The sequence below is a fragment of the Methanoculleus frigidifontis genome (assembly GCF_030464345.1).
In the GTDB taxonomy this organism is placed as follows: Archaea; Halobacteriota; Methanomicrobia; order Methanomicrobiales; family Methanoculleaceae; genus Methanoculleus_A; species Methanoculleus_A frigidifontis.
The window spans coordinates 152,151-178,028 of record NZ_VCYH01000007.1 but is presented as its reverse complement, the minus strand read 5'-3'; the positions used below and the strand labels follow the sequence as shown (position 1 = coordinate 178,028).

Sequence of the window (25,878 nt, the reverse complement as noted above, 5' to 3'; positions counted from 1 at the left end):
GGTAGCGGTGAACCGTCGATTTCGTGCCGTATTTCTCCGGCACGTCGTGCCAGGTGCAGCCGGTGGTCAGGACGTACAGGATACCGTTGATCAGCCCGCGGGGGTCACGCCGCGGGCGGCCAATGTGTGGCTTCGTTGGGGGGAGGTATTTCTGGATGATCTCCCAGAGATCATCGTCGATTTCCCGGAAGGCCATGACCCGGAATATTATCTGAGAGGTCTTATAATTTTAGGATGTCCTCCATGTGTATAATTTGGGAGGCGATCCGGGGAGCAATGGGGATTGCCAGATGGATTCACGTGCCACGGTGTCCAGTTTAGGCAACGGAGAGAGAATCCTTGATGAAGGGAAAGAGAGGAAGGAGAGAATTAGCGAAGTACTGGTGCGACATGTAAAGCTGTATCGCGGATTGCGAAACGCCATGCCCTCCTTTCGGCATGACTCTACCATGACATGCACCCCTGGCAACGGGAGTGTGTGAAGCTCATGGGACAATGTGATGAACTCCGGGAGCCTTCCCCGGACAAATTGCTAGAGTAGGGATGCTACGGAGAACTGAAGAGTGAACCATCGTAAGGATGTGCGACAAGAAGCTGTACTATGGATTGCGTAATGCTATCCCCTCCGTTCGGGATATCCCTATCGCAGCATGCATTTCTGGTAACGGGAATGTGTGAAGCCTGCGGGACAACGTGGAAACCACCGGGAGTCTGACCCGGTCAATCTGCCAGGGAAAGGATGTCATGGAGAAGCAAACGCTGAATCACCGAAAAGGTCGTTAGATGAGAACAGGCGAAACCAGACTGCGCCTGAACCAAAACGGTATGGAATCAGGTTATACTGGATACCCTTACGGTATAACGAACGGACGGACGGTTCCCGGCCTAGAGATGGCTCCTAAAACATCCACAATTATCCATAATTCAGAACTTGGAAACCCGCATGCAGCCCTCGAATGAGGTATGGAGGTCGTGAGGCCAACAAATGGTGCAGGCGGAAAAGGATGTCCCAAAAAGCGAACGCCTGCCTGTAATGGGCAGGATAGAGGCAGATGCCTCGACCTGAAAGGGTGCAGACTTGCTCCCGGTGCTTCACGGCAAAGAAAGGAGGTATACCTGTGAAAGTATGTCGTTCAACGACGCCGACCGGCGAGAAGCATACTGACAAGGAACTCGCCCGACAATGGAACACCATTGACTGGGATACAGTGAGAACCACGGTTAACAGGCTACAGACCCGGATTGCAAAGGCTACCGATGAACGAAAATGGAACCTCGTGAAACGACTCCAGTATCTGCTGACCCGCTCGCACTCTGCAAAACTCCTTGCAGTGAGAACGGTCACGCAGAACCGGGGCGCACGTACCCCGGGAATCGACGGTGAACGCTGGACTGACCCCTCTCAGAAGATGAGGGCTGCATTGAGTCTTACCAGTAACCAGTATCGCGCGCAACCACTAAAACGTATCTACATCCCGAGACCGGGAAGGATACCAAACGCCCGCTCTCCATTCCGACCATGCACGACCGGGCCATGCAGGCGCTCTACGCGCTGGCCCTTCAGCCCGTGGCGGAGACCTGTGCTGACAAACGGTCATTCGGGTTTCGGCTGTTTCGGAGTGCCCAAAATGCGGCACAATACGCATTCTTCTGCCTCCACCACCCGCAATCCGCTCCATGGATTCTGGAAGGAGACATCCGGGGCTGCTTTGACAACATCTCCCACGACTGGCTGAAAGCGAACATCCCTCTGGAGCAGTCAGTCATAACACAGTTCCTCAAGGCAGGGTTCGTGTTCGAACAGGCACTCTACCCGACGGACAAGGGAACTCCGCAAGGAGGGCTGATATCCCCGATTCTGGCCAATATGGCATTAGACGGGATTGAAGGCACCCTCGACGAGCGGTTCCCGAAGATGAAGGTGCATTTCATTCGATACGCCGATGACTTTCTCATCACTGCTCCCTCGAAGGAGGTCGCAGAGGCCATCCGCGAGCATGTCAGGAAATTCCTTGCCGAAAGAGGCCTCGAACTCTCCGAGTCGAAAACCGTGGTCACGCATATCGACGAAGGAGTCGATTTCCTCGGCTGGAGTTTCCGGAAGTACCAGGGAACGCTCCTCAGCACACCCTCGCGGAGATCCGTCGAGAAGATCACGGAATCGATCCGAGAGATCATTCACAAAGGCGCCGCCTGGACGCAAGAAGATCTGATACGAGCACTGAACCCGGTCATCATGGGGTGGGCCAACTACCATCGCCACGTCGTGGCGAAACAGACATACCAGCGGCTGGACGCCATCCTCTGGAACATGCTCTGGAAGTGGGCAAAACGGAGACACTCGAACAAAAACCACACGTGGGTTGCACGGCGATACTGGCATTCCGAAGGCACGAACAACTGGGTCTTCAGGACAGATGCAGAAAAACTCGTCCGATTTGCCGACACGAAGGTTCGCAGACACTCCATGGTGAAACTCGATGCAAATCCCTATCTGGACAGAAACTACTTCCTCGCCAGAAAGAAGAGACTGAGAAAGCAGACGCCCTGGAGCCAGACGCGATTATCACTTTTCGCATACTGCCGCCCGACATTCGGGTTGTGAAGTGCTTGAGCGGAGTGCGGTGAAAGTGCCGTGTTGCACAATTCCCCACGGGTTCCCTGCCGGGTCTTCCTGCGTCGGCTTCGCTCAGGCCATCGCAGCAACCAGCATGTTGTAGCAGTTCACTTTCATCCTGATCTCGCGGAACATGCCCTCGTGGGACGTTGCCCGGACTCCCTCCCCGAAGATCCGTTTGAAACTGGAGAAGTTCCCTTCGACCTTCCATCGCATGCCGTAGGTGGTTATCCATGACCACATCCGATAGCCACCCATTCTGATGCGATCTCTGACGCACTCGGCTCGGTAGGGTGACCCCGTGGAATGGGTTGCGGCATCGTTCCGGGTCTTGATCCCGGACTGGATGCCCCGTTTCTCGAGGAGGTTGAAGATATCGTTTCTATCGTATGCACCATCGCCGAGCACCCGGTATACTGGGTGCTCCTCACCGCAGTGTTCTATGGCTTGCTCAAGGAGCGGGGTGAACATCCGGTCATCCTGCACCGACTCGTCAGTGATCTCCAGACCGAGAACCTGATTGCTCTCGACATCGATCATCGCGTCGAATAGGGAGAAGGTGTTACCACCTCCCCCCCTTCCAAGAACGCACCGTGCGGTTTTCACCGCAGTACGCTCACGCGTTCCACTACCCGAGTATCGGGCGGCAACGCGAAGAAAGATAGTCTGGTTTGAATCCAGGGCGTCTGCCTCTGCATGCGTTCCCGCCTGTCAAGGAAATAGTTTCTGTCGAGGTATGGGTTCGCGTTCAGTTTCGGCATGACATGTCGTTTAATCGTGATGTCAGAGAACAATTGCAGCGTATTCTCGTTTGTCCGGAACACCCAATTCCGTGTTCCTACTGCGTGCCAGTACTTGCGGGCTATCCACTTGAACCCTTTGTTCGGGTGTCGTCGTTTGCCCCACTTCCAGGTGACCGCCCAGACATAGGCGTCCAGTCTTCGGAACGTCTCTTTGGCTGCGTTGTGGCGGTGATAGTTGGCCCATCCCCTGATTACTGGGTTCAGAGCCCGTATCAGTTGATCCTGTGTCCAGGCTCGTGCCTTTTTGACGATCGCCTTGATCTTCTCTGTGATTGCCTTGATTGACTTCCGGGACGGCTTTACCAGGAGCGTTCCTTTATATTTTCGGAAATTGTATCCAAGAAAGTCGAAACCGTCGTCAATATGGGTAATCACCGTCTTCTCTGCGGACAGTTCGAGACCCCGTTCTGCAAGAAACGCTTGGATGCTGTTGCAGGCTTCCTCCGCTATTTCCTTTGTCGGAGCGGTGACCAAAAAGTCATCGGCATAGCGGATGAAGTGCACGTTCACCTTCGGGAATCGTGCGGCGAGAGTCTTCTCCATCCCGTCAAGCGTCATGTTGGCGAGGAGGGGCGATATTAGCCCGCCTTGCGGCGTGCCTTTGTCCGTTGGATACAGCGCTCTCTCGAAGATGAATCCGGCTCTCAAGAACTGGGTCAGCACCGACCGGTTAATCGGGATATTCTTCATGAGCCAGTCGTGGGCGATGGTGTCGAAACACCCTTTGATGTCGCCTTCCAGAATCCATGGGGTCGAGCCCTTGCTCCCGAGGCAGGTGAATGCATAGCGAGATGCATCCTGCGCACACCGGAAGAGCCGAAACCCGAACGAACGAGGGTCTGCCGTCGTTTCCGCTACCGGCTGGAGGGCCAGTGCGTAGAGCGCTTGCATTGCCCGGTCGTACATGGTCGGGATGGAGATGGGGCGTTTCGTCGTCTTCCCGGGTTTTGGGATGTAGACACGGCGGAGTGGTTGCGCCCGGTACTGTTTATCGGTGAGGCTGAGGGCAGCCCGCATCTTGGCTGATGCAGTTGTCCAGAGGTCGCCGTCAACACCCGGGGTACGTTTTCCCTTGTTCTGCGTGACAATCCGTACTGCATACAGTTTGGCCGAGCGTGAATGCGTCAGCAAGTAACTGAGTCGTTTTACCAGATTCCATTTTCCTTCTTGCGTTGCCTTTGCAATTCGGGTCTGTAGCCTGTTAACGTCGGATCTCACTGTGTCCCAGTCAATGGAGTTCCATTGCCGGGCGAGTTCCTTGTCAGTATGCTTCTCGCCATTCGGCGTCGTTGAACGACATACTTTCACGGGTATACCTCCCTTCTTTGCTGTGAAACACCTGTCCCACGTCTGCACCCTTTCAGGTCGAGGCAGGTGCCTCTATCCTGCCGGTTACCGGTAGGCATTCGCTTCTTGGGACATCCTGTTCCGTCTCCGCCGTTTGTCGGTCTCACGGCCTCCATACCTCTGATGAGGGGCGGATACGGGTTTCCAAGTTCCATATCGAGGATACTTAGTGACGCTGTAGGGGCCATCTGTAGACCGGGAACCGCTCCGTCCGTCTGCCATCCTGTGTACACATCAGTGATAGCCGGGCTCCGTACCTTTTGGTTCAAGCGTGATTCACCCTGCTTTCGCTTGTCGATCATGACGGTCCTTTCGATGATTCAGCGTTTGCTTCCCCATGGCGCCTTTTCCCTTGCAGATTGAGCGAATCAGGGTTCCGCTCTTCTCCACGTTGTCCCGTGGGCTTCACACCCTCCCGTTGCCGGGAGCGCATGCCACAGTAGGGACACCCCAAACGGATAGGGCGGCGGATTGACCCGCAATCCCCGATACAGCCTCTTGTCGCACGTGGACTTTTATCCACCCGCGTCTGACCTTCCACTTCTCCCGCATCCACTCACCCCGATTTGTAACGGTGATCCCGGTGCTGTCGACGGCGATGATCACGTCTTCAGCGAGGAGCTCGGGAGTGACCTTCAGGGAGAGATCCATCTGCTGGATCCGGCGGAAGAGCGTGGTGTAGTCTGCTGCCGTGAGATGGGGAATGAACGCCGCAAGGCTCCGGACAAAGCCCTCCATCTGGCGGTAGGGCATCAGGAGGAAGACGTGGATGCAGGCCATCCACGCAATGAACGGTTCCGGATACTGATACGGACGACCGCGCTTGCCGGCGTTCATCTCCGCAAGCAGGTCGTCCCACTGGCGGAGGAAGTCAAGCGAGAGATAGAACTCACCGCGCTTGACCAGCCGGTCATTATATATACTCCAGTCGCGAGTGTCAGGAGACGGTCGTCCCCAGCGTTCTTTCTTGACCATGGAGGGGCGGCAGGGGCGGCCGTCACCTTCACTTTTGTGGTCGAGTGACCGGAGTTATTCAACACGGCAGTGAAAGTCGCACGCTCCGTTCTGAGAAGGGGGTGTGGGAGTAATCCTATGCCCCTATTCGACGGTCTAGCGTGAGATCTGGCTGATGTTCAGCCCCTGATGATGCAAGTCTCGGATCACGAAAAATTCCACCACAGTGAACATTGCCACGACCTTCAAGAACGTGCTTGAGGGTTCGCAGGTGTACACTTTTACACCGTCGAAAGTGTACAAATCTACACCGCTGATGACAGTATCCGGGGGGAGGGGCAAGTTAATCGCAATCCTCAAAGATCTATACGCTACTGTTTTAAAGGGAATGTTCTAAATTACAACAATCAAATACTATGTAATCATGAGGTGAGAAATTGGATAGCAACAAAATTAAGACGCTAAATAAACCGAGTCCCATAATTTTGGGAGGTAATGTCAATGGTCTTGGTCTAGTACGAAGCTTTGGACACGTCGGAATACCCACCATTTACTTGGATAAACATAAGTCATTGCCCTTCTATTCTAAATACTGTATATCACACCTCTGCCCAGATCCAGAGATTTCAGAGGAAGATTTTATTCACTACTTAATTGACCTTGGAAAGAATCTCCCACAAAAGGGGGTGCTATTTGCCGCTGGCGACGTCTGGCTAGTCACGATAAGTAAATACAGAGAAACACTCTCCAAATATTATTTGTATCCTATGTCTGAATGGGAGATCATTGAAAAATGCTGGAATAAGCGAAAATTGTACGAAGTTGCTCAAAATAATGGGATTCCATGTGCAAAAACATATTTTATTAATAATATTTTAGAGATCGATGCACTAGCAAACGAGATACATTTCCCTTGCATTATAAAGCCTGAGATTAACATAGGGTTTAAGGAAAAACTGGGATCAAGATCACCGAATATTACAATTTCTAATTATGCGCAAATGATGCATTGGAAGAAAATAATAATTGAGAAAGGATTAGACAATGTACCGCTAATTCTTCAGGAGCTCATTATAGGTCCTATTACGAATCTCTATACTATCACTTCGTATTCCAATAGTAATGCCGACATTGTTGCATATTCTACCGGATATAAAATTAGACAATATCCACCAGATGCTGGAACAATTATATCAGGCCGCGTAAAAAATGATCCTGAAGTGTACGATTTAGGAGTAAAATTAATAAAAGCATTGAGATATTACGGTATTGCAAATACTGAATTTAAAAAAGATGAGAGAGATCAAATATTCAAACTCGTTGAAATAAACCCAAGACCTGGCATGTGGAACTATTCAGTCTATATGTCTGGTATTAATCTTCCTTATATTGCATATTCAGATATATTAGGAGAACCATTTGAATTACCTTCAGCATCAGAAGACGGGAAAGTATGGATGATCTTCCTAAAAGACTTTTTCTTCCCAATTTTTCTATTCAGGAAAATTGGTTACACAGAATATGCAATTAGTTTGACTGAATGGTTAAGGTCAACCCGAGGGAAAAAGGTATTTGCTATAGAGTCCTGGACCGACCCACTTCCAGGATTGGTTCATGCTTTTAAATTCTTTAGCAAACCATTACATAGACTAAAGAAATTAAAGTATAAAGATATGGATTAGATTATAATTTATTTACTTAACAAGTTCAATCTATTTTTCTCATCGAGAACCTCTCCGCTATTTGGTTCCACTGCCTGACATGCACCATTGATTAATCTAGTTGTAAGATTTCCCTTTGCTGCTGTTCTGCCTTTGAGTAACGGCGCATCAAGGAAACCTATTGCAATGGCCCGTGCAAGTAGACTTGGATCTAATAAAGGATCTGTATCGCCGTCTGACAGATCTCTAATGGCATCTAGCAATACCTTTGTTTCTCTAAGAATTTCTGCCCTCCTTTGAACAATATTAGGTATTTCAAGAATATTTGGCAATCCATTTAAACAATTGCTGATTACACCTCGTGCAATCTTACAACTTTCAATCACATCTTTTGGCGATGCAAGATGGTCTCCTTCAGAGAAGCCAACTACATGAACAATATGTGGCTTAAGTGCCATTGAAATGGTTATTGATGATGCTAATTGGCCTTTTGCGACATCCGGGTCGGAACTGAGGCTTGCCAAACCAGTCCTTATCATCCGATACGATGTAAAATTATCATCATGTAATGATTCAATAAGCTCGATTTTCGCAAGCATCTTGGCAATATCCATTTCAAGAGAAATGCCAGGGGGGGTATTAAGCATATATTGCATTATATAATGCTTAACACCTAGATTCTTGGCATTATATGTAGCAATGTATGCTGTCGCAACCTCAATAATATCAGATGTATTTCTCAGTGCCCATTGATGCGATTCATTTATTTCAACTGGAATACCTTTCGATGCATAATAAGCAATAGCGTCTTGATTTTCTTTAATAGCTTGAACCAGCGGTCTTGACGACCTTCCATCCAATTCACTATACCATGTTATTGGAATTGCTCCCCATGCGACATGAATGGTTTCTGCCAGCATGTCAGCCCATCTGGTCAGATCATTTGTGCCAGCATAACATCTTACAAGGGGATAATTACCGCACCGGGATGCTTGATAGATATCTGACAGATCGGTTGACTTCCTTAAAGGTACGCCTCCGGCCCCGTCTGAGTGTGGATTCATACTCTCCGGTCGGAAAAAGTGTTCCTGTGCGTTCTGATCAGGACCTATTGAAATGATATCAATTACTTGAGATTCTGCAATTCTCCGTACACCCTCAATAGTCTCCTCCACTGAGGGTAAACCAAAATGATGTCTAATCAGTGGCATCGGATAGCTTTGCTCGATCCGCATGACAAGATCAGTTTGATAGGTGTAAGAACCAGTTTGATTATTTGCACCTCCATTAAGAAATTGTATTGCAGAACATTCAGGAGTAACCTCTGAGAACATAAATTTAAATAGCCCAAAAGATTGAGCTTCGCTCAAAACAGGATTGGTTCCACCTAATATAAATATCAAATTATCATACTGTGTCCCTTTCAAGCGGCTTTTTAATTCTGAGAACAATTCTCGAGCTACAGACGGAGTCAATCGATAGCTTAATACTACGATATCAGGTTTCCAGATTTCAATTTCCCGGATAATTGTATCAATAGACAGGGCGGATCCAATGAAATTAGCTTCAAATTCAAGTTCCTCTGCTATAGATAAATATTTCATCAGACTCATCGTATGAATGCAATCGCCAATAGTTGCAGCAAGAATTTTATTGTGCATATTACCACCTAATTGAATATCACTCTCTTAATAATCTAATGGTCTTAAACTAAGCATTATTACTATCCTTTACCATAATAAATATAATCGATTAAATCTTCCATCGTCATATCAGAAAACCCACAGTTGTCAAGCGTTCTCCCGCACTGCCAGAAGTTAGTATTGGTAATATTCGAAGCTAATTCTATAACAGCATTAATATGAGGGGTTGGAATCCGCATCCTATTGCCGATTGAGGAGATCGGGACCAGACCCGTTGGGATATCCTCATAAATATATCGATGTCTGATCTTTTGAGGGGCATCTATCTTTTGATAAGCCTCATTATTTTGTAAGGTTTCGTAAAGATCCCGACCAATGATTCCATATGCCTCGTGGAGCCACTCTGTTACCGAAGGAATATTGTAGCCGAGGGCATGTGCAACCGTGACTCTTTCACGATCAATTGACTCAAGATATCCTGCAATCGATGGCGTTATCCCCTCATAATAATATTTAAAAGGGGTCTTACTGTTTTCAATCCATCCTATATTCAGGAGAGTTGGCGTTGGATGCAGTATTGCACCTACATTTGCAAGCCCTGTTTCAAGGGAATCCTTTGCCCCAGTGAATTCCGGATAAATATCTTTAAACAAATCAAGTATTTCTTCTGTCCTGCACGCCGGAAAAGCAGCGAGTGGCACCCTACGTTTTATGGCAAATATTTCTGATTTCATATCACAGAATCTTGTAGTATACAGTATTGTTTGAGTTTCAGACACAACATTTTCTTTTTTGTATTTGTGCAAAATGTGAGAAAATTTAAGTGCCCCCAGCGTTCTCCCCGGGTTCAACACGACAATTTGATCTTTACGTAAATTTGGCCCAAGTAGATCTGCAATCTCTTTATGCCCTGATGCAGGGGTCGTCACCATGATAATATCTACATTTTCAATAGCCTTACGAATATCAGAAGTAATTAGACCAATTTTTGCACGCCCTTCAATTACTCCAGATACACTTATTTCATTATCCTTTTTTAAAGGGAGAATATTCTCTTCTGTTCGGTTGAAAAGGTTTACCTCGTATCCTAAAATAGACAAATGCGCTGCCATAGCCTTTCCAACGTTTCCAGCGCCAATTACTGCAAATCTTGATATCCCCTCAATAGTCATCTGCCTCTCAACTCCGTAAATAGAACCCCATAAGTGCTACCCTCAAGTATGTAGTTTCATCCATATATCCAATAGTCAGTGAAACGCTACACAGTTCATTAGTTCTTCACCACTCGTCATCCACGCCCCCCCTCCCTGCAGTTATCGCAGCGCCTTCTCATACAAACTTCAGTCACTCCCCTTCCAGGTAATTTTGTGCCAGAGGATGGTGATAACCCCGTGGCAACGCTCTGTCGCATTGATGAGGCGGCGAGTGACCCCCCCCAAAACAAAGACCCTTCCGGCGTCAAGCCGCATGTACCGGTTGAGCGTGCCGTCCATGATCGTCAGAGGGATCTCAAGGATATCGATCTGGCAACCGGCCTGGAGGTCATATGGCTTGAAGGGATAGAACATCCCGTACCCGAACCCGATGCAGTCGGGATATCCGAAAGTAGTCTCATATCGGAACCCAGCACGATTGAGGTGCTCCCAGGTCTCCGGGATCAGGAACCTGAGCAAGTGATTCCGGTAGCCGACAATCGACCAGCCGATGACCGCCTCCAGTCGCTTCGTCTCAATTTCCAGGGCTGCGGGGTCGCAGTAGGCCTGGTGGCCTCCGTGGAGGCCGGCCTCCCAGCCTGCGTCGGCGATCATCCCGATCTCTCCCTCGAGATCCCTGATGTCATAGGAATAGTCCCAGTTCCCGGGGCGGGGGAGTAGAAACTCGACTGAGCATCATATTCCTCCTCAAGGGCCTAATCTCCCGAAAATTGTGTAGCGGAAGCTTTCTTGATCGGATCTGAGTAGCTGTTTGAAGGCCATTCCGGACATCTCCCATTCTAAGGGATTTTAAGGTGCCGTATCCTTTGGCAAGGGCAGACCGATAGACCAAATTGATATCATGAGTCAGACAAACAGCAAAAGGTTGACCCCCCGGAAACTCAATTCGATAGCCGCGTTCGTGCAGGTACTCTGATACACTGGGCTCGAAGGGGTTTCGGTGCGAACTCATATAATGGGGGAAACGATCGAAGCCGTCACGGAGGCCAAGGTCATACTCCTCATTCCTAGCAAAGAGATCCCAGATATTGGTATCCTGCTGAAGCAGTTCCATCATCATAATATTTTGCTTCAAACTCATTGCCTCACAACAAGTAACAGGGATTGACTTACATAGGTTCTGTTCCGGTCACTACCAATAAATCCCATGAGCAAGAGCATCCAAGTGAAGATAACAGAGATAAAATGCAATACGTATATCCCATCATTTCTATCAGAATAACTCTTCCAGTCTCAAGTAGCATCTCTTAAAGAGTCCGATAGTAACACCTGTTCCGAATGGTAGCATCGTTCCTGAACAGTCCTGTTACATCCACAAGAACCAGTTTGCCGTTGCAGAGTGCCAGTAGATCTCGAAATACCAGAGATCTAAACGCATCGTGAGGGCTGTTAATGATGATGCAGTCTGTCTGCGTGGTCTGCCCATCGAGTTTCGCTAGTGGCTTTGCACCGAAGTGTCCGATCTCCGCGGGCCCGAGGAGCGGGTCGTAGCCATATACGTCAATATGGAATTCTTCAAGCTCCCTGACGATCTCCTCCACAGGGCTCTCACGGGTGTCGGGAACATTTTCCTTATAGGTCAGACCCATGATCAGAACCTTTGAACCCTTGATGACCTTCCCTGCCTCATTCAACCCTTTAATCGCAATCTGGGCAACCTGCCGGGGCATCGAGTCGTTAATCGCTCGGCCAGCGAGAATCACCTGTGGATGGTAGCCAAGCTCTTCAGCCTTGTAGACTAGGTAGTAGGGGTCGACCGGGATACAGTGGCCACCGACAAGCCCAGGGCGATACTGGTGAAAGTTCCACTTCGTCCCGGCGGCTTCGAGCACGGCCCGGGTGTCAAGCCCCATCTTGCTGAAAATAATCGAAAGTTCGTTCATCAGGGCGATGTTGAGGTCGCGCTGGACGTTCTCGATTACTTTCGCAGCTTCTGCCGTCCTGATATCCTTTGCCACAAAAACCGTGGTGACCATGCTGTACAGAGTGGCAAGGGTCTCTGCAGTCTCTGCATCCATGCCGGAGACAATCTTGGTGATTTTATTCAGAGTGTGGGCGTCGTCACCGGGATTTATCCGCTCAGGAGAGTAACCTATCTTGAAGTCTTTACCGCAGGTAAAGCCGGACTCACACTCAAGAATCGGCTGAACGACCTCTTCGGTCACTCCAGGGTACACGGTGGACTCGAAGACGACGATAGCCCCTCTCTTGAGATTTCGTCCCACGACCTCGGCCGCAGAACGGACATACGAGAGATCCGGATCTTTGGCCTTCGTCACCGGGGTGGGTACAGCGATGATAACAAAATCTGCCCGTCGAATCTCTGACGGGTCGGTCGTGGCGAGAATGGTGCTCTTCGGGTTCTCGTTGATTGCCCGTATCTTGTTTGCATCGATATCAAAGCCGATCGTTGTAACGTGCTGTGAGAACGTTTCAGCAAGCGGATAGCCGACATATCCAAGGCCAACGACACAGACGATCTTTTCTTTCAGTAAATTCTGAATCATAGGAAATCCCCATTATATAATACTGTTGACATAGTCAAATTCATTCTATCGCTGAACAGAGGGTTTGCATACACTTTTAACCCCATTGCCACCATCATAATCCCTCACAATCTCCGTTATCCTCCGGCTCGCGCCCCCATCTCCGAAGGCGGCACGCTGCTTCCCGGACGGGGCAAAGCCGCGGATCGCATCGGTGATCGCTGCCGTATCGGTTCCGACGAGGACGTTCCAGCCATCCTCGACCGTCTCCACCCACTCGGTATTCTCCCGGAGGGTGACGCAGGGCACCTCGAGCATGTAGGCCTCCTTCTGCACCCCGCCCGAGTCGGTGAGGACGAGCCGGGCGCCGGCGAGCAGCTGGAGCATATCGAGGTAGCCGAGCGGTTCGACGATGCGGACGTGCGGCGCGGCGGCGAGCCGGTCGTAGAGGTTGTACTCCCGGAGGTACTTCGCGGTCCGGGGGTGCAGCGGGAGGACGAGCGGTTCGTCGAGGGCGGTGAAGGCGTCCACGATACTACCGAGTGCCCGTGGATCGTCGGTGTTGCTCTGCCGGTGCACCGTCGCAACGAGGTAGCCCTTCTCGGTGAGATCGAGCGTGGCGAGGATCTGTGAGCGCTCCTCTGCGATCGTCCGGTTGTAGAGGAGCGCGTCCAGCATCACATCGCCAACATGGTGCACGCCCCGGGTTATGCCCTCGGCCGCGAGATTTTTCACTGCCGTCTCCGTCGGGCAGAAGAGCAGGTCTGACACGTGATCAGTCAGCACCCGATTGATCTCCTCCGGCATGGCGCGGTCGAAACTCCGGAGGCCCGCCTCGACATGAGCCACCGGGATATGGAGTTTCGCAGCCGCAAGAGCACCTGCAAGCGTCGAGTTCGTGTCACCGTAGACGAGCACCCAGTCAGGCTTCTCCTTCAGCAGGACATCCTCGATTGCGGCGAGCATCGCCCCGGTCTGCTGCCCCTGGTTTCCGGAGCCGATATGCAGGTTGTAGTCGGGCTTCGGGATGCTGAGCTCTTCAAAGAAGACATCCGACATCCCGTGATCGTAGTGCTGGCCGGTATGGACGAGGACTTCCTCGTGCCGGCGCCGGAGCTCCCTTGAAACCGGAGCACACTTGATGAACTGCGGGCGGGCGCCGACGACAGAGACAATCTTCACCTGCCGGCCTCCTTCACCCTGTTCACGGCGTCACAGACCTGTTCAAGCTCCTTGATACCGATACCCGGGTGCACCGGGAGGCTCAATACCTGCCGGGCCAGCTGCGACGAGACCGGGCATTTCACGGCGTCCTGTCCTGCGCGGTATACCGGCTGATCCTGGACCGGTATCGGGTAGTGCACCGCGGATCCGACTCCCTGCCGACCGAGGTAGGCCATCAGTTCGTCCCTTGTAAGAGGGCATTCGTCGCCGACGGTTGCGACGTACTGGTGGTACACATGCCGCCCGCCGGGCGCAACATACGGCGTAACAACGCCCGGCGCCGTGAGGTGCTCGTCGTAGTAGCGGGCGTTTGCGGTCCTCCGCTCGTTGAACCCTTCGAGTTTCCCGAGCTGCACGAGGCCGATGGCGGCGCCGATATCGGTCATCCGGAAGTTGTAGCCGATGGCGGTGTGGAGGTACTTCTCGGCCTGGCCGTGGTTGACGAGCAGCCGAGTCTTTCTCGCGATCTCGGGATCGTTCGTGGTCACCATCCCACCCTCGCCGGTCGTCATGTTCTTCGTGGGGTAGAAGGAGAACGACCCGAAGGTGCCGAGGCCGCCGAGGCCGCCGACGCGCCTGCCGTGGTACTCCGCACCGTGCGCCTGGGCGGCGTCCTCGAAGAGAAGGATATTGTGGTCGTCGCAGATCTCCTGGACGGCGTCAACATCGAACGGCTGGCCGAAGAGGTGGACGCCCATGATTGCCTTCGTCTTCGGGGTGATGGCTTCGAGCACCGAGGCGGGATCGAGGTTGAACGTCCACTCATCGACGTCGGCGAAGACCGGCGTTGCGCCGCACATAGAGACGCTGCTCGCCGTCGCGAAGAAGGTGAACGCCGGGACGATCACCTCGTCACCAGGCCCGATCCCGGCCGCGAGCATCCCTGCGTGCAGGGAGGTCGTACCGTTGCTGGTCGCGATTGCATACTCCGTGCCGCAGTAGTCGGCGAACCGGCGCTCGAACTCAGCGACCTTCGGGCCGGAGGCGATCATGCCCGAGCGGATCACCTCTGCGACGGCGGCGATCTCCTCTTCGCCGAGATCCGGTTGTGCAATGGGGATCGTCATGTACTCACTCCACAATCGGATGGCTGTTCTTGTCGCCCCGGCCGATCCCCTTGTAGACGAACCCGGCGGCGATGAACGCATCCGGATCGATCACGTTCCTCCCGTCGATCATTGCCGGGTGGGTGCTGCCGGTCAGCGCCTTCACGATGGCCGGATCGAGCCGGGAGTAGAGGTCGTGGCCGGCGAAGATCGCGATCGCGTCCGCGTCCCGGAGAGCATCCTCGATCTCCCGCAGGACGGCAAGACCGGGCTCGTCGGCGACGAAGGGATCGTGAACTCTTACCCGCACCCCGGCCTTTCTCAAGAGGTCGCGGTAGGGCTCGGCAGGGGTGTTGCGGGCGTCGGCCGAGTTCTGGATGAACGCCCAGCCGAGGATGGCCACGGTGGCCTGGGAGAGCCGGACGCCCGCACGGTGCAGCGCCTGCACGGTCAGGTTGTACATGTGCCGGGGCATGAAGTCGTTGACCGCCCGGGCAACGCCGAAGACCGACTCGGCGCCGTGCGGATACGTCAGCGCCCCGCCCATCATCTGCGCTCCGCGTTCGAGGTGCCAGGTATCCTTCGTCAGGCAGTGGCCGCCGACCCCGGCGCCCGGCCAGAGGACCGCCCGGGTGATCCCCTCGCCCTTCAGGGAGTCGACCCCGGCGCGGACATCGTAGACGTTGACGCCCATCGCCTCGCAGTGTAGCGCCAGCTGGTTCGCGGCGGCGATCTGCAGGTCGCGGAAGGCGTTCTCGGCGGTCTTGGTCACCTCGGCCGCGGTCGCGGTCATCGGGATGATCTTTCCAAGCGTCAGCACCGGTGCGTAGAGCTCGATCGCCCGCTCTGTCGAGACCGGGTCAATCCCGCCGACGATCCGGTCGTGCTCCCGGATATTCCGGAGCAGCCGACCGACCATCACCCGCTCGGGGGCGTGGGCGAGGGCGAAGTCGACGCCGGCGACGAGCCCGGACTCCTCTTCCAGGATCTGCCGCGCCATGCCGGTCGTCGTGCCGGGCGTGATCGTCGACTCGAGGACGACGAGCGTGCCCTCGGTGAGGTGCTTCCCGGCGTGCCGGAGCCCCTCCTCGAGCGGCCGGAAGTCCGGGATCAGATCTTTCGGGTTCGCAAACGGCGTCTGGATCGCGAGGGCGACGGCGTCGCACTCGGCGATCTTCGCGAAATCCGAGGTGCACCGGAACGTACCCGCGTCCACGGTTTTTCGGATCAGGTCGGCGAGTTCCGGCTCGTCGGGATCGAGGGGAGACTCGCCCCGGTTGAGCATATCTATCTTGTAGCCGGAGGAGGGCGAGTCGCGCTGGAAGCCGTAGACCTTTTCAAAGTGCAGGACGTCGGCGAAGAGCACCGCCGCCGGAATCCCGACGTAGCCCATGCCGATGACGCCGATGGTTTTGATGGGTCCTTTCTTATCGATCCGTGCCTGGAGTGGAGATGTCATGGGAATGCCTGCCTAAAATGATTGAATAATTGCTTCGCAGATCGCGAGGTTCGTCGCCGCCTGGTCGGGGGTGATCGGGAACGGTTTATGCTGCTTTGCGCAGTCGAGGAAGGTCGCGAGCTCGACCTTCAGGGGTTCGACCTTGTTGACGAGCACCTTCTCGATGATATTCTCCTGGACGTAACGCTCGTCCTCGGAGGCATACTGCTCGGGCTTTCGGTGGACGTAGACCTCCTGGGTCATGAAGTCGCCCTCGATCGTCATGTCCTCCTGCTCGATGTAGACCGACCGGATCTTCTTCGAGGATTTCCGGCTGGCCGAGAGGTAGACCGGCGTTCCGTCGAAGGTGAAGAGAGCACTGCAGACGTCCGTGGTGCCGACGCTGGAGAGGGCGTAGTCGCCGTCGAAGAGGACGTTGCGCATGATGTCGATGTCGTGGATCATCAGGTCCTCGACGACCGAGGCGTCCGTGATCCGCCCGGAGGCGGGGTTGTGCCGCTTGAACTCCACGTAGAGGGGATCGCGCATGATCTTCTGGATCTCCCCGACGATCGGGTTGAACCGCTCGATGTGCCCGACCCCGACCGTGAGATCCTCCGGGATCTCTGCGAGAAGCTCCCGGCTCTGCTCCGCCGTCGAGCAGATCGGCTTTTCAAGCAGCATCGCCACGCCGTGGCCGAGCACATCCGATGCGACCGAAGCGTGGAAACGCGTGGGGACGCAGACGCTCACCGCATCCACCCGGCGCAGCATCTCGTCAAGGCCGGCACAGACCGTGGCATCGTAGCGCCTGCCAAGCTCCGTCGCCGCCGCCGTGTTGAGATCGAAAATGTACAACGAACTGACAGACTTCAGTTCCGAATAAATCCGGGCATGGTTCTTCCCCATCGCCCCGACGCCAATAACCCCTATATCCATACGTATTCACCCAAAAACCGATATCCAGATCAGCGAAAAATTTCTGTTTACCATTTTCTGCGAGGGGCACATAAGGATTCTGAAATCACCTGTTCCGGAAAAGCGCGGCAAAAATGGGAAGCGGCATCCTTCTGCCGTGGAACAGGTGATATCTGCGATTCCGTCCGTGAACTGCACTTCATCTTTCAGGGAAAAATTTTCCCCGAATTCACAAAACGCGCACCATACCGCATCGAAAAGAAACGATAGTTACCAGGGGCTGGCTTCATGAGGAACTCGTCGACCACACGTGCCGAGAACGACCCCGGCAGAGAGTGAAGCCGATTAATCTACGCTTCGCAGAATTCGTCCGGGATCTTCTCCGGCGCATTCAGATACGCCAGATCCTCCCGCTGCGACACCAGTTCATAGATCTCCCTGCCATGCCTAATGCCGAGCTCCGGCACCTCCCCGGCAGCAACCACCCGCACCGAAGTAACCGCCGGATACCGCGTATTCCGCACCCAGACCCCACCTTCCATCTCGTAGTATGCTCCTCCTCGCATCTGCTCGTAGAGCGCATACTCGCTCGCAAACCCGGCCGAGACCCGGGTTCGCCATCACGAGGTCCTCCTGCCCGGGGTTGATCGTCACGTGCCCGTAGCCGGGCGGGATGAGGACGAACTCCCCCACCTTCGCCGTGACGACGACACCGTCACTGAGATCTTTTCGCTGGAGAAGGTAGTGCGCCTCGCCGGCCAGCACCTGGTAGAGCTCGGGGTAGCCGATGCCCGCCGGCGCGAGCAGATGTGCCCCTTGGCCGTGACGCACTCCCCGCCGACAGCGCCCGGGGGAATGACGGTGACGGCGAACCGGACGTTTTGCTCCGCGAGCCACCGGCGAACCGTCTTCGGAGAGGGCGAGGTCGCGGTACATATAGTACAGGGGTGCGGTGCCGGCGGCGTCCGGGTTCGCCAGCACGCACCGCATGTCGCCCGGGGGTTCGCAGGGGTCGGGGAGTACGCCGGGCCAGTGGTGGTTCATCGATCCATGTCCTGCTGTGGCGGGTAATCACTGTGCACGATCCGGCTCTGGTGCACCCGTTTGCGGGGCTGTGCGGCTGGGTGCAGCAGTGATCCACAGGTGAGCTTCGCAGACAGATGGGGTGCGCTCCTGAAGTCCGGGATGCTGATCGTGGAAGATGCACAGTGGGCGCGGGGAGGGCATGTCCCTGCTGCACCAAATGGCCGGATCACCCTTTTCCAGCTAGTTCGGCGGAATACTCCCAGACGGAGCTGGTACTCATCGAGCACGTTCCAAACCTGTCCGCAGATGGAGAGATCGATCCGGATCGAAGCACTCTTCCCGGATCAATCAGCAGAAAAGATGTGCACCAGGGGCAGACCTGCGAGCACGGACATTCACAGAGATATCGCATCGAGGGAGGGGGCTGGAGGGGCCGCCCCTCCGGCCAGAGAGGTGGAGGCCCTCATCCGCTGCCCGGCCGAAGAAACGCCCTCTCCCGCGAACAAAACAAGCCCGTATTACGCCTATTTTCCGATTTTAGCGGCGATCCCGGATCGCGAAATCAGGCCTTCGAAAAAACCGGACAAACGGCGCCGGATAGCCGAAAAACGACAGAATCGCGAGGCCATAGCGACGATATGATCGAGGATAATATTTCAAGGATGTTGAGTATGGCTCACCTCGGGATCGGCCATCTGCGGGCTTCTGTGCGGGTCAAAATTTCGGTGGAACGGGGCGGAAATACTGCTATTTATAGATTGCTTCACTCGGATGGGCCGGTTGAGGACAATCGCCGCTGATATGTTCGGTTGTCACGTCTCTTTAACTCATACCAGGGGCGTTACGGCTCATATCATCTCCGTTCACCCATCTGATAGGCAAAACGACCCATTTTGCGATTGGGGGCGTTTCCACAACCGGAAATAAGAAGATATTTATGAGAACGCCTCTTTCCATTGATATGGGATAGCCTTCTCAGGATTTAACCGGGTCGCGTGGTATGGCTGAAGAATATGTTAAGACAAAGATTGAGAGGGTTCGTTATCTCTTTCGGTTCGAAACGCTTTCGTCGTACACGGCAATAAGCGAGATCACGTTCTCGAATGAAGATACAGAGTGTATTAATATTATACAGTATGATCTCGGGGAGTACAAGCCTTTTTTAAAGATCACCGATACGAACGGCGAACTTCTGGAATTCGCAAAGGCACAGGAAGCAGGACGGGAAGGTTGTTCGGACTATCTCATCAACATCTATCTGCCGCAAAACCGGGAGTTAAAGCCACGGTCTCGACGCACCATCACATTTCAGAACTTCTCTCCCTCTTCGAATGATGACGAGGAAGCCAAATATGAAAACGCGAAGTATGTCAGATTTCACTTTGAAATGGCTGACCAGGTAAATTCCTACGTAATAATCGAGGCGGCAGAGCATTTCGACTTCGATGACACTGTGGACATAGTCGACCGGGACGGAGCGGAACTCGATAAGGACGAACTCATGAGGCTTGTCCGAGAGAGGGTATTGGTCGGCCATAAAAGCGGAAGGCGCGCATATCTTTCGTTTAAGGGCGATGCCGCAAAGCGGACGCTGAGAGTTACGCACAGGCACGACGTTCCCAAACGGCTATTGAACTGGATACGGGTGGGCCTGGCTTTTGGCGGGATATCGGCATTTTTCCTCCCCGTAGGTCTCTTTTATTCCTTTAATAACGGCTTACTGAATGATTCCAGCCTTTTCGTTACGTACCCGGTCTTTGTAATTACGACGCTGGTCATTATCAAAGGGTGGCTGTTCCTCAAAGATCTCGATCGTGATCTCGAGTTCTATAACAAGGTGTATATCGCCCTTGTTGCTATCCTGATCGTCGAGTTGATCGGAATATTCACACTGTCCTTTTTGGTGCACGGTGCCTGTCCGTGGCTTGGCAACTGCAACAGTACGACGAACCCATCCATGATAACAATACAGCAGATTAATTTATTTGAGCGGCCGAATTAGCCAAATGTCCGTAATGCATGCGTCGAGAGGACCTTTTACGGCAGCCCTTTTGAGGCAAATGAATATGGTTATATATCATAAAATGATATGATGGTACTTATGACACAAAGCAACCGGGCAACTTTCCTCCCGATTAAAGCTTCATATGCAAATATTATCCGGGGAAAAAAAGAGACCAAACAGCTGGAGAAAGAGATCGAGGAAGGTCTGGCTAAAAAGAGCAAAATCAAAATATCAGGTTGATTGGTTATGGGAAAGGTGGCCAATCATACACCTGATAGAGTGAACACCGAAAATCAAACAGGCTTTCCTGTCAAGTGTGTATGGCTTGAAATTGTTCTGGAATCTGAACTTCAATTATCGGATAAAAGATACCTGGATAAAAATAAATTATTCGATGAATTAAATCAGGATTGCTGGGACCTGTTCGATAACATGATGGAATGGCAGAGTAACGCAATTCGTTATTCACTCCCAACCGATTGACCAGGTATGGGTCGATATAACGAATCGTTCGTTTCTCAGGCTGAATCAATCCTGAATCGGATCTCCGAAACGTCGTACGACGGGCAATTAAGAAAAAGCTTGGTTATTCATTCTGTTAATTGTAAAGAGTGGGAAGCAGAAAAGAAACTCTTCTCGCAAAAGATAGTTGATCTCGATTCCGAATCTTTAAACAGAGCCCATCTGGCAGCCACGAGATGGTATGTAGATATTTCATCTTCCAATCATGACTCATATAGCCGTCACAGGCACATAGGGCATATCGACTTTCGACCAATCTCGCCGACAGTCAGCGATGCTTTCCTTCCGATCCCGGAGAAGGAAAATTTTTTCGTAACATGTCAGAAGATGTATAAATCCGATGATTTTAGCGATCCGGTGATCAGGACAGTTCCTTACATTATCCCCGATCAACGGCTGTCCTGGTGTGCTCCGGCGAGCATGTGGATAATATTTACGTCTCTTTCCAACGAGTTGGGCAGGCAGTATCTCTCCCTTTACGAAATAATCGACAACCTACCGAAAAAGAACGGCAGTAGACCGATAGAGGCTCGTGATTTTGACCGCTTAATCGAAAAACTGGGCTATTCCTATTACTATTACTATGGAAATTGTAAACAGGACTTATACGACGACATAGAAAGAAAGTTCGAAAGTGGCGAATGCAAGCAAGAATGTAAGTTGAAGCATCTGTACGATCACATATGGCGGGAGAAAAAGAACTACAATCTGATGGATTCTAGTGTGTTATACCCCTACATCGAATCGGAGATACCCGTTTATCTAGTATTTAAGTACGCAGATCTATTGAATATTCCAGGTTACCCTGCCACCGAGCATGACAGCGGAAATCCGCCCGATGATTGCCATGCTGTTGTCGCAATCGGACATACTTTGGATGATAACGGGGAAATAGATACTTTTATTGTACACGATGTAAGTGCATCCCCGTTCATAACAATTCCGCGAGACTTCATCGACACGTGCCTGTTAGAAGCGGTTGTTATACTTCCGGAAAACACGTATCACTACAATTTCGTTAGACTTTTGCTGACCAAGACGGTAGAAACAATTGCATTATTCGACGACAAAATCCGTGGAATAATTGCAGATGGAAAAATCATCTATAGGGCATATCTAATGCGTTCACAGAGAGTGAAATTTTGGTTTACAGATAGAACAAAATATCCAGAGCAGATCACAAATACCTTCTCAAGAGCCGATGTCCCTCAGTACGTCTGGGTATTCGAGATGAGTAATCCCGAATTGAAGATATCAGATCTTTCTATTGGATAGGAGTTACGCGCTTCCGTCCATGCACCCAAAGATAAATATATAATAATCACTGAATATATTTCCGTGGTTCGTCCTTCCCGGATATCAGACAGAGATTACATTAACTTTCTCGTAGCTGCCCAGTGCGATGTCTCCTGCGTCAAAGCCGCCGAATGCTTTTGCAAAGACGGTTTTGTAGTGACGCATGATACGTTCAACCGCTTTCTCACACGACAGTCCTTACCCCCGGAGACGCTCTGGGAGGAGGTTGAACCGTTCATCGAGAAACGCACCGGCTGGCTCATTGTCGACGATACCGTCCTCGATAAAGTCCATTCCGAGAAGATGGCGCTGACCTACTACCAGTGGAGCGGCAACCAGCATCAGGTCATCAAAGGGATTGGTCTCGTTACCCTGGTCTGGACCGACGGCGAGCATACATATCCGGTGGATTACCGGATCTACGACTTCGACACCGACCACCTCACCAAGAACGATCATCTCCGGGCGATGCTCAAGACTGCCGCAGCACGGGGATTTCAGCCTGCATTTGTTCTGTTTGACAGCTGGTATTCGGGCATTGACAACCTGAAATGCCTCGACCGATTGGGGTGGCAGTGGTTTACCCGGATCAAAAAGAACCGGATGGTCAATCCGGATGATACGGAGAACCGACCGGTAGAAACGCTTGAAGTTCCTGACGACGGCATGGTTGTCCATATGAAGAAGTATGGGTTCGTGAAAGTGTTTCATACCGTCAACAAAACCGGGAAAGACCAGTATTGGGCGACCAATTGTCTCACCATGGATCTGACCGATCGAAGGAACCTGCAGGCGATCTGCTGGTCGATCGAGAATTTTCACCGGGCGTTGAAGGAACTCTGCTGTGTCGAGGATTGTAAAATCCGCAAGGAGGCCGGTCAACGCAATCACATTAACTGCTCACTCCGGGCATATATCCGGCTGGAGGCGGTGCAGCAACGGCAGGATATTACCATCTATCAGGCGAAATGGGACATTGTGAAGACAGCGATCACGGAGTACGTGCACGATCCGAAATATGCGCTCTGAGCGGAGGAGCAAGAGTTCTGCGTAACTCCTATTGGAAACATCATATTCGATGCGAGCGTTTCCAATAAAAACCCCAGGCCTGTCTTAATAACATTACCACAGTTTCTATTATGGCACGAAGAAGGTGAAAGGAAAATAAAAGAATTTAAGAAACCTCTCTACGATGCACTGCCATTATTCCGTTCTAATCCAAACAAAAGGCCATAAGGGGAACTGTATGTAATCTTCACCCTTGATGAACCAGGCAGAATCATTGTAAAGCGAGTGGTCACTTGCTCGTCATCCCGGAAGCTCAGACCGTCTCTCCCGCAACGCTCCTGATCACCGGCTCCGCTTCCGCCATCATCTCGTCGACGAAGCGAACCGCCTCTTTCGCCTCATCGAATGAGATATGAGGTTTCAGTCCGACGATCTGCCGTGCCCTGGCGTCGCAACCCTCGCCCTGCATCGTTTTCGTCACGTACAGTGCCGTCGAGATCTTCTCGAGGTCCTTCACTCCCTTCTGTCCGAACTTCCGGGCAACAAAGGTTATTGCGGGCCGGTACCTCTCCAGCGTCCGGGGTACGTTCGCCTTTAACCTCTCGCTCTCCCGCGTCGTCTTGAGGGTGTTTCCGTACGGTCCGGGTCTGATCTCCCATGCGAGGAGGGCATCGGCCCGCATCGATGCCAGTTCGTCCGAGAGATCGAAGGAGAAGGGGCCGTGCTTGTACAGAATGTACGGGAGCCCCAGGGATACGCCCAGCATCTCTTCGAGGAAATAAGCAGCTTTCTGGATATGCGTCTCGCCGCACCAGCTTCCGTACTTCGTGAGCTCGTCTATGAGTTCGAACAGCAGTCCGTCCCTCTGTATCTGTTTCATAGTTCGTCCTCCAATTTCAATGCAGATTCAATAATACTTTCGCGGTATTTGTTCAGCCATCTTCTCCCGGCATCGAGCAGCGTCGAGCGGATATAGACCGTATCCGCCGCCGCTTCAGGTACATGCTGAAGGGTATCGGACTTTGAGAGGGAAGAGACAATCCTCTCATCGAGTTCGAGGACGGGGAAGATCACGCGCCCTGCCGATTTCTTCGGTCTGTCGTGACGTACGTTCTCCTCGCCGAACTCTGCACATGCCGCCGCATAGATAGCAAGTCCCGCCTCCCTGTTCTTCAGGATATCGTTCGGGTTTCGTGTATACAACACCCGGTAATGGTTTCGCATCACGATCCTCTGTGCGGCGTCATGCCCGGGAAGCCCCGGGTCTCTGCTGGCTTTCCAGATAGCAGACATCACCTCGTTGTCGGTGAGATCGAGATGTTCCGCGACGTTCGTCGGGAACCAGCCCCCGTCAAGCCATGCACGTAAGAACTCTTTCAGATGGATATCATAGATGCGCCGGACGGGGTGAAAGTATAACTGGCTGAACATAAAGTAGCGAGCAAGCAGGAGTGCTTCTGCCGATTGAAGCCCCCCGCCCTCCACGCCGAGGGCAGGCTCCGTCGATCCGTCTTCATAAGCTTTCGGGAGAACTGTGAGAGTCTCTATCAGGCGATAGTGGTCGAACCTGCCGTATGCGACCCCGGTATGGTGCGAATCCCGCAGAAGATAGTCCATCCGATCGGCGCCGAAGGTGTCTCCCGTAATGATCTCCGAGAGGATTGCTTCCGTGTTTGAAAAGATATCCTTTGTGTAATGCTTCGGCCCAAGGGCGAGTTTTGCCACATCCTCTGTCTGGACTTTCAGCTTCCTCCAGAGTTTCTCCATCTCTTCACTCTCGATGAGCCGGAGCGTCATCAGCTCGTGATCGCAGTTCCGAGGAAAAAGGTCCTCTGAAGCATGGGAGAAGGGCGCATGGCCGATATCGTGGACAAGAGCGGCCAGTCTCAAAACACGCTGATAATACGTCTTCTCGTACTCACCGTCGATATCCAAGATATCGGCAGATCCGTTTTCCATAACGGAGTTATAGATCCGGGTTGCCAGTTCCATGACGCCGAGCGAGTGTTCGAACCGTCTGTGGGTTGCACCCGGATAGACCGAGCTGGTCAATGCAAGTTGATGGATATGGCGAAGGCGTTGGACCGGTGCGGAGTTCAGAACCTGCCGCTCACCCGAGTCCATATGGACGAACGCGTAGATCGGATCTCTGATCTCATGGTTATTCTTTGCGATCATATCTCCTGCCTTCTCCTCACGCACTCCCTGTTTCGGGCACCCAGTTTTCGGTTTTTTGCGGCATTCTGTAGTAATTTATGAGTAGAGAACCGGCAGAGATATATCTTTTGATATGCAGCAGTCTCTGCTACACTGTATGGCAAGACTCTTTGAAGCAGACGACGTTCTTGGGATACCGGGCGATCTCGCCTGATCGACCACTCAATCATGAAGTCCGAAAAGTGTAACAACTCCAAAAGACGAACCGCAGGCTGGCATTGAAGGAAAAAGGGGGGACGTATACTTATCGCGTGAAGCAAATGTGATCAGGACGGTAACTTCACATTCCGGTCTATTCACATCGAAAATGTGCGCGGATTGTGAAGTCATCCTATCGTGGCACTCCTTCGACCATCCATGCCTTCGGTCACCCTCCCTTCACCCCCTGCCCAATACCTTCACGGTCGCTGCCCCCCCATCCCGGCGCTGAACGTCGAGAACCTCCCGCACTCG

The 25,878-nt window shown here is 52.4% G+C and carries 20 protein-coding genes and 3 pseudogenes; 8 read left to right on the top strand and 15 right to left on the bottom strand.

Features of this window, described 5'->3' with window-relative positions:
* A partial coding sequence (locus FGU65_RS11625; protein WP_301664638.1) for a transposase occupies nucleotides 1-196 on the bottom strand: 196 nt, incomplete at its 3' end.
* Between the two features lie 856 nt (nucleotides 197-1,052).
* On the opposite strand from FGU65_RS11625, the pseudogene FGU65_RS15925 reads away from it, so the two are divergent.
* Together FGU65_RS15925 and FGU65_RS16010 are read left to right on the top strand one after the other, a co-directional pair.
* Nucleotides 1,053-1,370: pseudogene (locus FGU65_RS15925) on the top strand (reverse transcriptase N-terminal domain-containing protein); the annotation flags it as partial.
* Nucleotides 1,371-1,519: 149 nt separating this feature from the next.
* Nucleotides 1,520-2,605, top strand: coding sequence for a reverse transcriptase domain-containing protein (locus FGU65_RS16010; protein ID WP_437344449.1), 1,086 nt, complete (start codon nucleotides 1,520-1,522; stop codon nucleotides 2,603-2,605).
* Nucleotides 2,606-2,689: 84 nt separating this feature from the next.
* On the opposite strand, the pseudogene FGU65_RS11610 reads toward FGU65_RS16010, so the two are convergent.
* The 3 genes and pseudogenes from FGU65_RS11610 to FGU65_RS11600 form a co-directional block, all read right to left on the bottom strand.
* Nucleotides 2,690-3,157: pseudogene (locus FGU65_RS11610) on the bottom strand (transposase); the annotation flags it as partial.
* Between the two features lie 62 nt (nucleotides 3,158-3,219).
* Nucleotides 3,220-4,728 carry a group II intron reverse transcriptase/maturase gene (gene ltrA / locus FGU65_RS11605; RefSeq protein ID WP_301664637.1) on the bottom strand — a complete coding sequence of 503 codons (1,509 nt, stop codon included), beginning with the start codon at nucleotides 4,726-4,728 and terminating at the stop codon, nucleotides 3,220-3,222.
* A 543-nt stretch (nucleotides 4,729-5,271) separates the two neighbouring features.
* Nucleotides 5,272-5,681: pseudogene (locus FGU65_RS11600) on the bottom strand (transposase); the annotation flags it as partial.
* Nucleotides 5,682-6,275: 594 nt separating this feature from the next.
* Between FGU65_RS11600 and FGU65_RS11595 the strand changes: the two are divergent.
* The gene (locus FGU65_RS11595) at nucleotides 6,276-7,403 is read left to right on the top strand and encodes a carboxylate--amine ligase (protein WP_301664636.1); all 1,128 of its coding nucleotides are present in this window, start codon (nucleotides 6,276-6,278) and stop codon (nucleotides 7,401-7,403) included.
* 8 nt (nucleotides 7,404-7,411) lie between these two features.
* Here FGU65_RS11595 and FGU65_RS11590 read toward each other — a convergent pair whose 3' ends face one another.
* From FGU65_RS11590 to FGU65_RS11545, 9 genes are all read right to left on the bottom strand, one after another.
* The gene (locus FGU65_RS11590) at nucleotides 7,412-9,043 is read right to left on the bottom strand and encodes a hypothetical protein (protein WP_301664635.1); all 1,632 of its coding nucleotides are present in this window, start codon (nucleotides 9,041-9,043) and stop codon (nucleotides 7,412-7,414) included.
* A gap of 62 nt (nucleotides 9,044-9,105) precedes the next feature.
* Nucleotides 9,106-10,197 (bottom strand): NAD/NADP octopine/nopaline dehydrogenase family protein, encoded by a 1,092-nt coding sequence (locus tag FGU65_RS11585; protein WP_301664634.1) that lies wholly within the window; start codon nucleotides 10,195-10,197, stop codon nucleotides 9,106-9,108.
* Between the two features lie 168 nt (nucleotides 10,198-10,365).
* Entirely contained in the window at nucleotides 10,366-10,833 is a 468-nt protein-coding gene (locus FGU65_RS11580; protein ID WP_301664633.1) for a polysaccharide deacetylase family protein, read from the bottom strand.
* A 653-nt stretch (nucleotides 10,834-11,486) separates the two neighbouring features.
* The gene (locus tag FGU65_RS11575) at nucleotides 11,487-12,746 is read right to left on the bottom strand and encodes a nucleotide sugar dehydrogenase (RefSeq protein ID WP_301664632.1); all 1,260 of its coding nucleotides are present in this window, start codon (nucleotides 12,744-12,746) and stop codon (nucleotides 11,487-11,489) included.
* A gap of 45 nt (nucleotides 12,747-12,791) precedes the next feature.
* Nucleotides 12,792-13,907: a non-hydrolyzing UDP-N-acetylglucosamine 2-epimerase gene (gene wecB, locus FGU65_RS11570; RefSeq protein WP_301664631.1), complete on the bottom strand. Its 1,116-nt coding sequence runs from the start codon at nucleotides 13,905-13,907 to the stop codon at nucleotides 12,792-12,794.
* Nucleotides 13,904-15,016 (bottom strand): DegT/DnrJ/EryC1/StrS family aminotransferase, encoded by a 1,113-nt coding sequence (locus FGU65_RS11565; RefSeq protein WP_301664630.1) that lies wholly within the window; start codon nucleotides 15,014-15,016, stop codon nucleotides 13,904-13,906. The genes wecB and FGU65_RS11565 overlap by 4 nt, the downstream gene beginning before the upstream one ends.
* Before the next feature lie 4 nt (nucleotides 15,017-15,020).
* Complete coding sequence (locus FGU65_RS11560) at nucleotides 15,021-16,454, bottom strand: nucleotide sugar dehydrogenase (protein ID WP_301664629.1); 1,434 nt, start codon at nucleotides 16,452-16,454, stop codon at nucleotides 15,021-15,023.
* A 12-nt stretch (nucleotides 16,455-16,466) separates the two neighbouring features.
* Nucleotides 16,467-17,372, bottom strand: coding sequence for a Gfo/Idh/MocA family protein (locus FGU65_RS11555; protein WP_301664628.1), 906 nt, complete (start codon nucleotides 17,370-17,372; stop codon nucleotides 16,467-16,469).
* Between the two features lie 426 nt (nucleotides 17,373-17,798).
* Complete coding sequence (locus tag FGU65_RS11545) at nucleotides 17,799-18,395, bottom strand: glucose-6-phosphate isomerase family protein (protein ID WP_437344448.1); 597 nt, start codon at nucleotides 18,393-18,395, stop codon at nucleotides 17,799-17,801.
* A 288-nt stretch (nucleotides 18,396-18,683) separates the two neighbouring features.
* Between FGU65_RS11545 and FGU65_RS11540 the strand changes: the two genes are divergently transcribed.
* The 5 genes from FGU65_RS11540 to FGU65_RS11520 all read left to right on the top strand — a co-directional run bounded on the left by FGU65_RS11540 (nucleotide 18,684) and on the right by FGU65_RS11520 (nucleotide 23,229).
* A complete protein-coding gene (locus tag FGU65_RS11540) occupies nucleotides 18,684-19,019 on the top strand; it encodes a hypothetical protein (protein ID WP_301664626.1) in 336 nt (111 codons plus the stop codon).
* 358 nt (nucleotides 19,020-19,377) lie between these two features.
* Nucleotides 19,378-20,379 (top strand): hypothetical protein, encoded by a 1,002-nt coding sequence (locus tag FGU65_RS11535; protein ID WP_301664625.1) that lies wholly within the window; start codon nucleotides 19,378-19,380, stop codon nucleotides 20,377-20,379.
* A 99-nt stretch (nucleotides 20,380-20,478) separates the two neighbouring features.
* Nucleotides 20,479-20,622 (top strand): hypothetical protein, encoded by a 144-nt coding sequence (locus tag FGU65_RS11530; RefSeq protein WP_301664624.1) that lies wholly within the window; start codon nucleotides 20,479-20,481, stop codon nucleotides 20,620-20,622.
* A 639-nt stretch (nucleotides 20,623-21,261) separates the two neighbouring features.
* A complete protein-coding gene (locus FGU65_RS11525; protein WP_301664623.1) occupies nucleotides 21,262-22,179 on the top strand; it encodes a hypothetical protein in 918 nt (305 codons plus the stop codon).
* Between the two features lie 63 nt (nucleotides 22,180-22,242).
* Complete coding sequence (locus tag FGU65_RS11520; protein WP_301664622.1) at nucleotides 22,243-23,229, top strand: IS701 family transposase; 987 nt, start codon at nucleotides 22,243-22,245, stop codon at nucleotides 23,227-23,229.
* 292 nt (nucleotides 23,230-23,521) lie between these two features.
* On the opposite strand, the gene FGU65_RS11515 is transcribed toward FGU65_RS11520, so the two are convergent.
* Nucleotides 23,522-24,088, bottom strand: a complete 567-nt coding sequence (locus FGU65_RS11515; protein ID WP_301664621.1) for a hypothetical protein — start codon at nucleotides 24,086-24,088, stop codon at nucleotides 23,522-23,524.
* A complete protein-coding gene (locus FGU65_RS11510; protein ID WP_301664620.1) occupies nucleotides 24,085-25,386 on the bottom strand; it encodes an HD domain-containing protein in 1,302 nt (433 codons plus the stop codon). The genes FGU65_RS11515 and FGU65_RS11510 overlap by 4 nt, the downstream gene beginning before the upstream one ends.
* Nucleotides 25,387-25,878 lie beyond the last annotated feature (492 nt).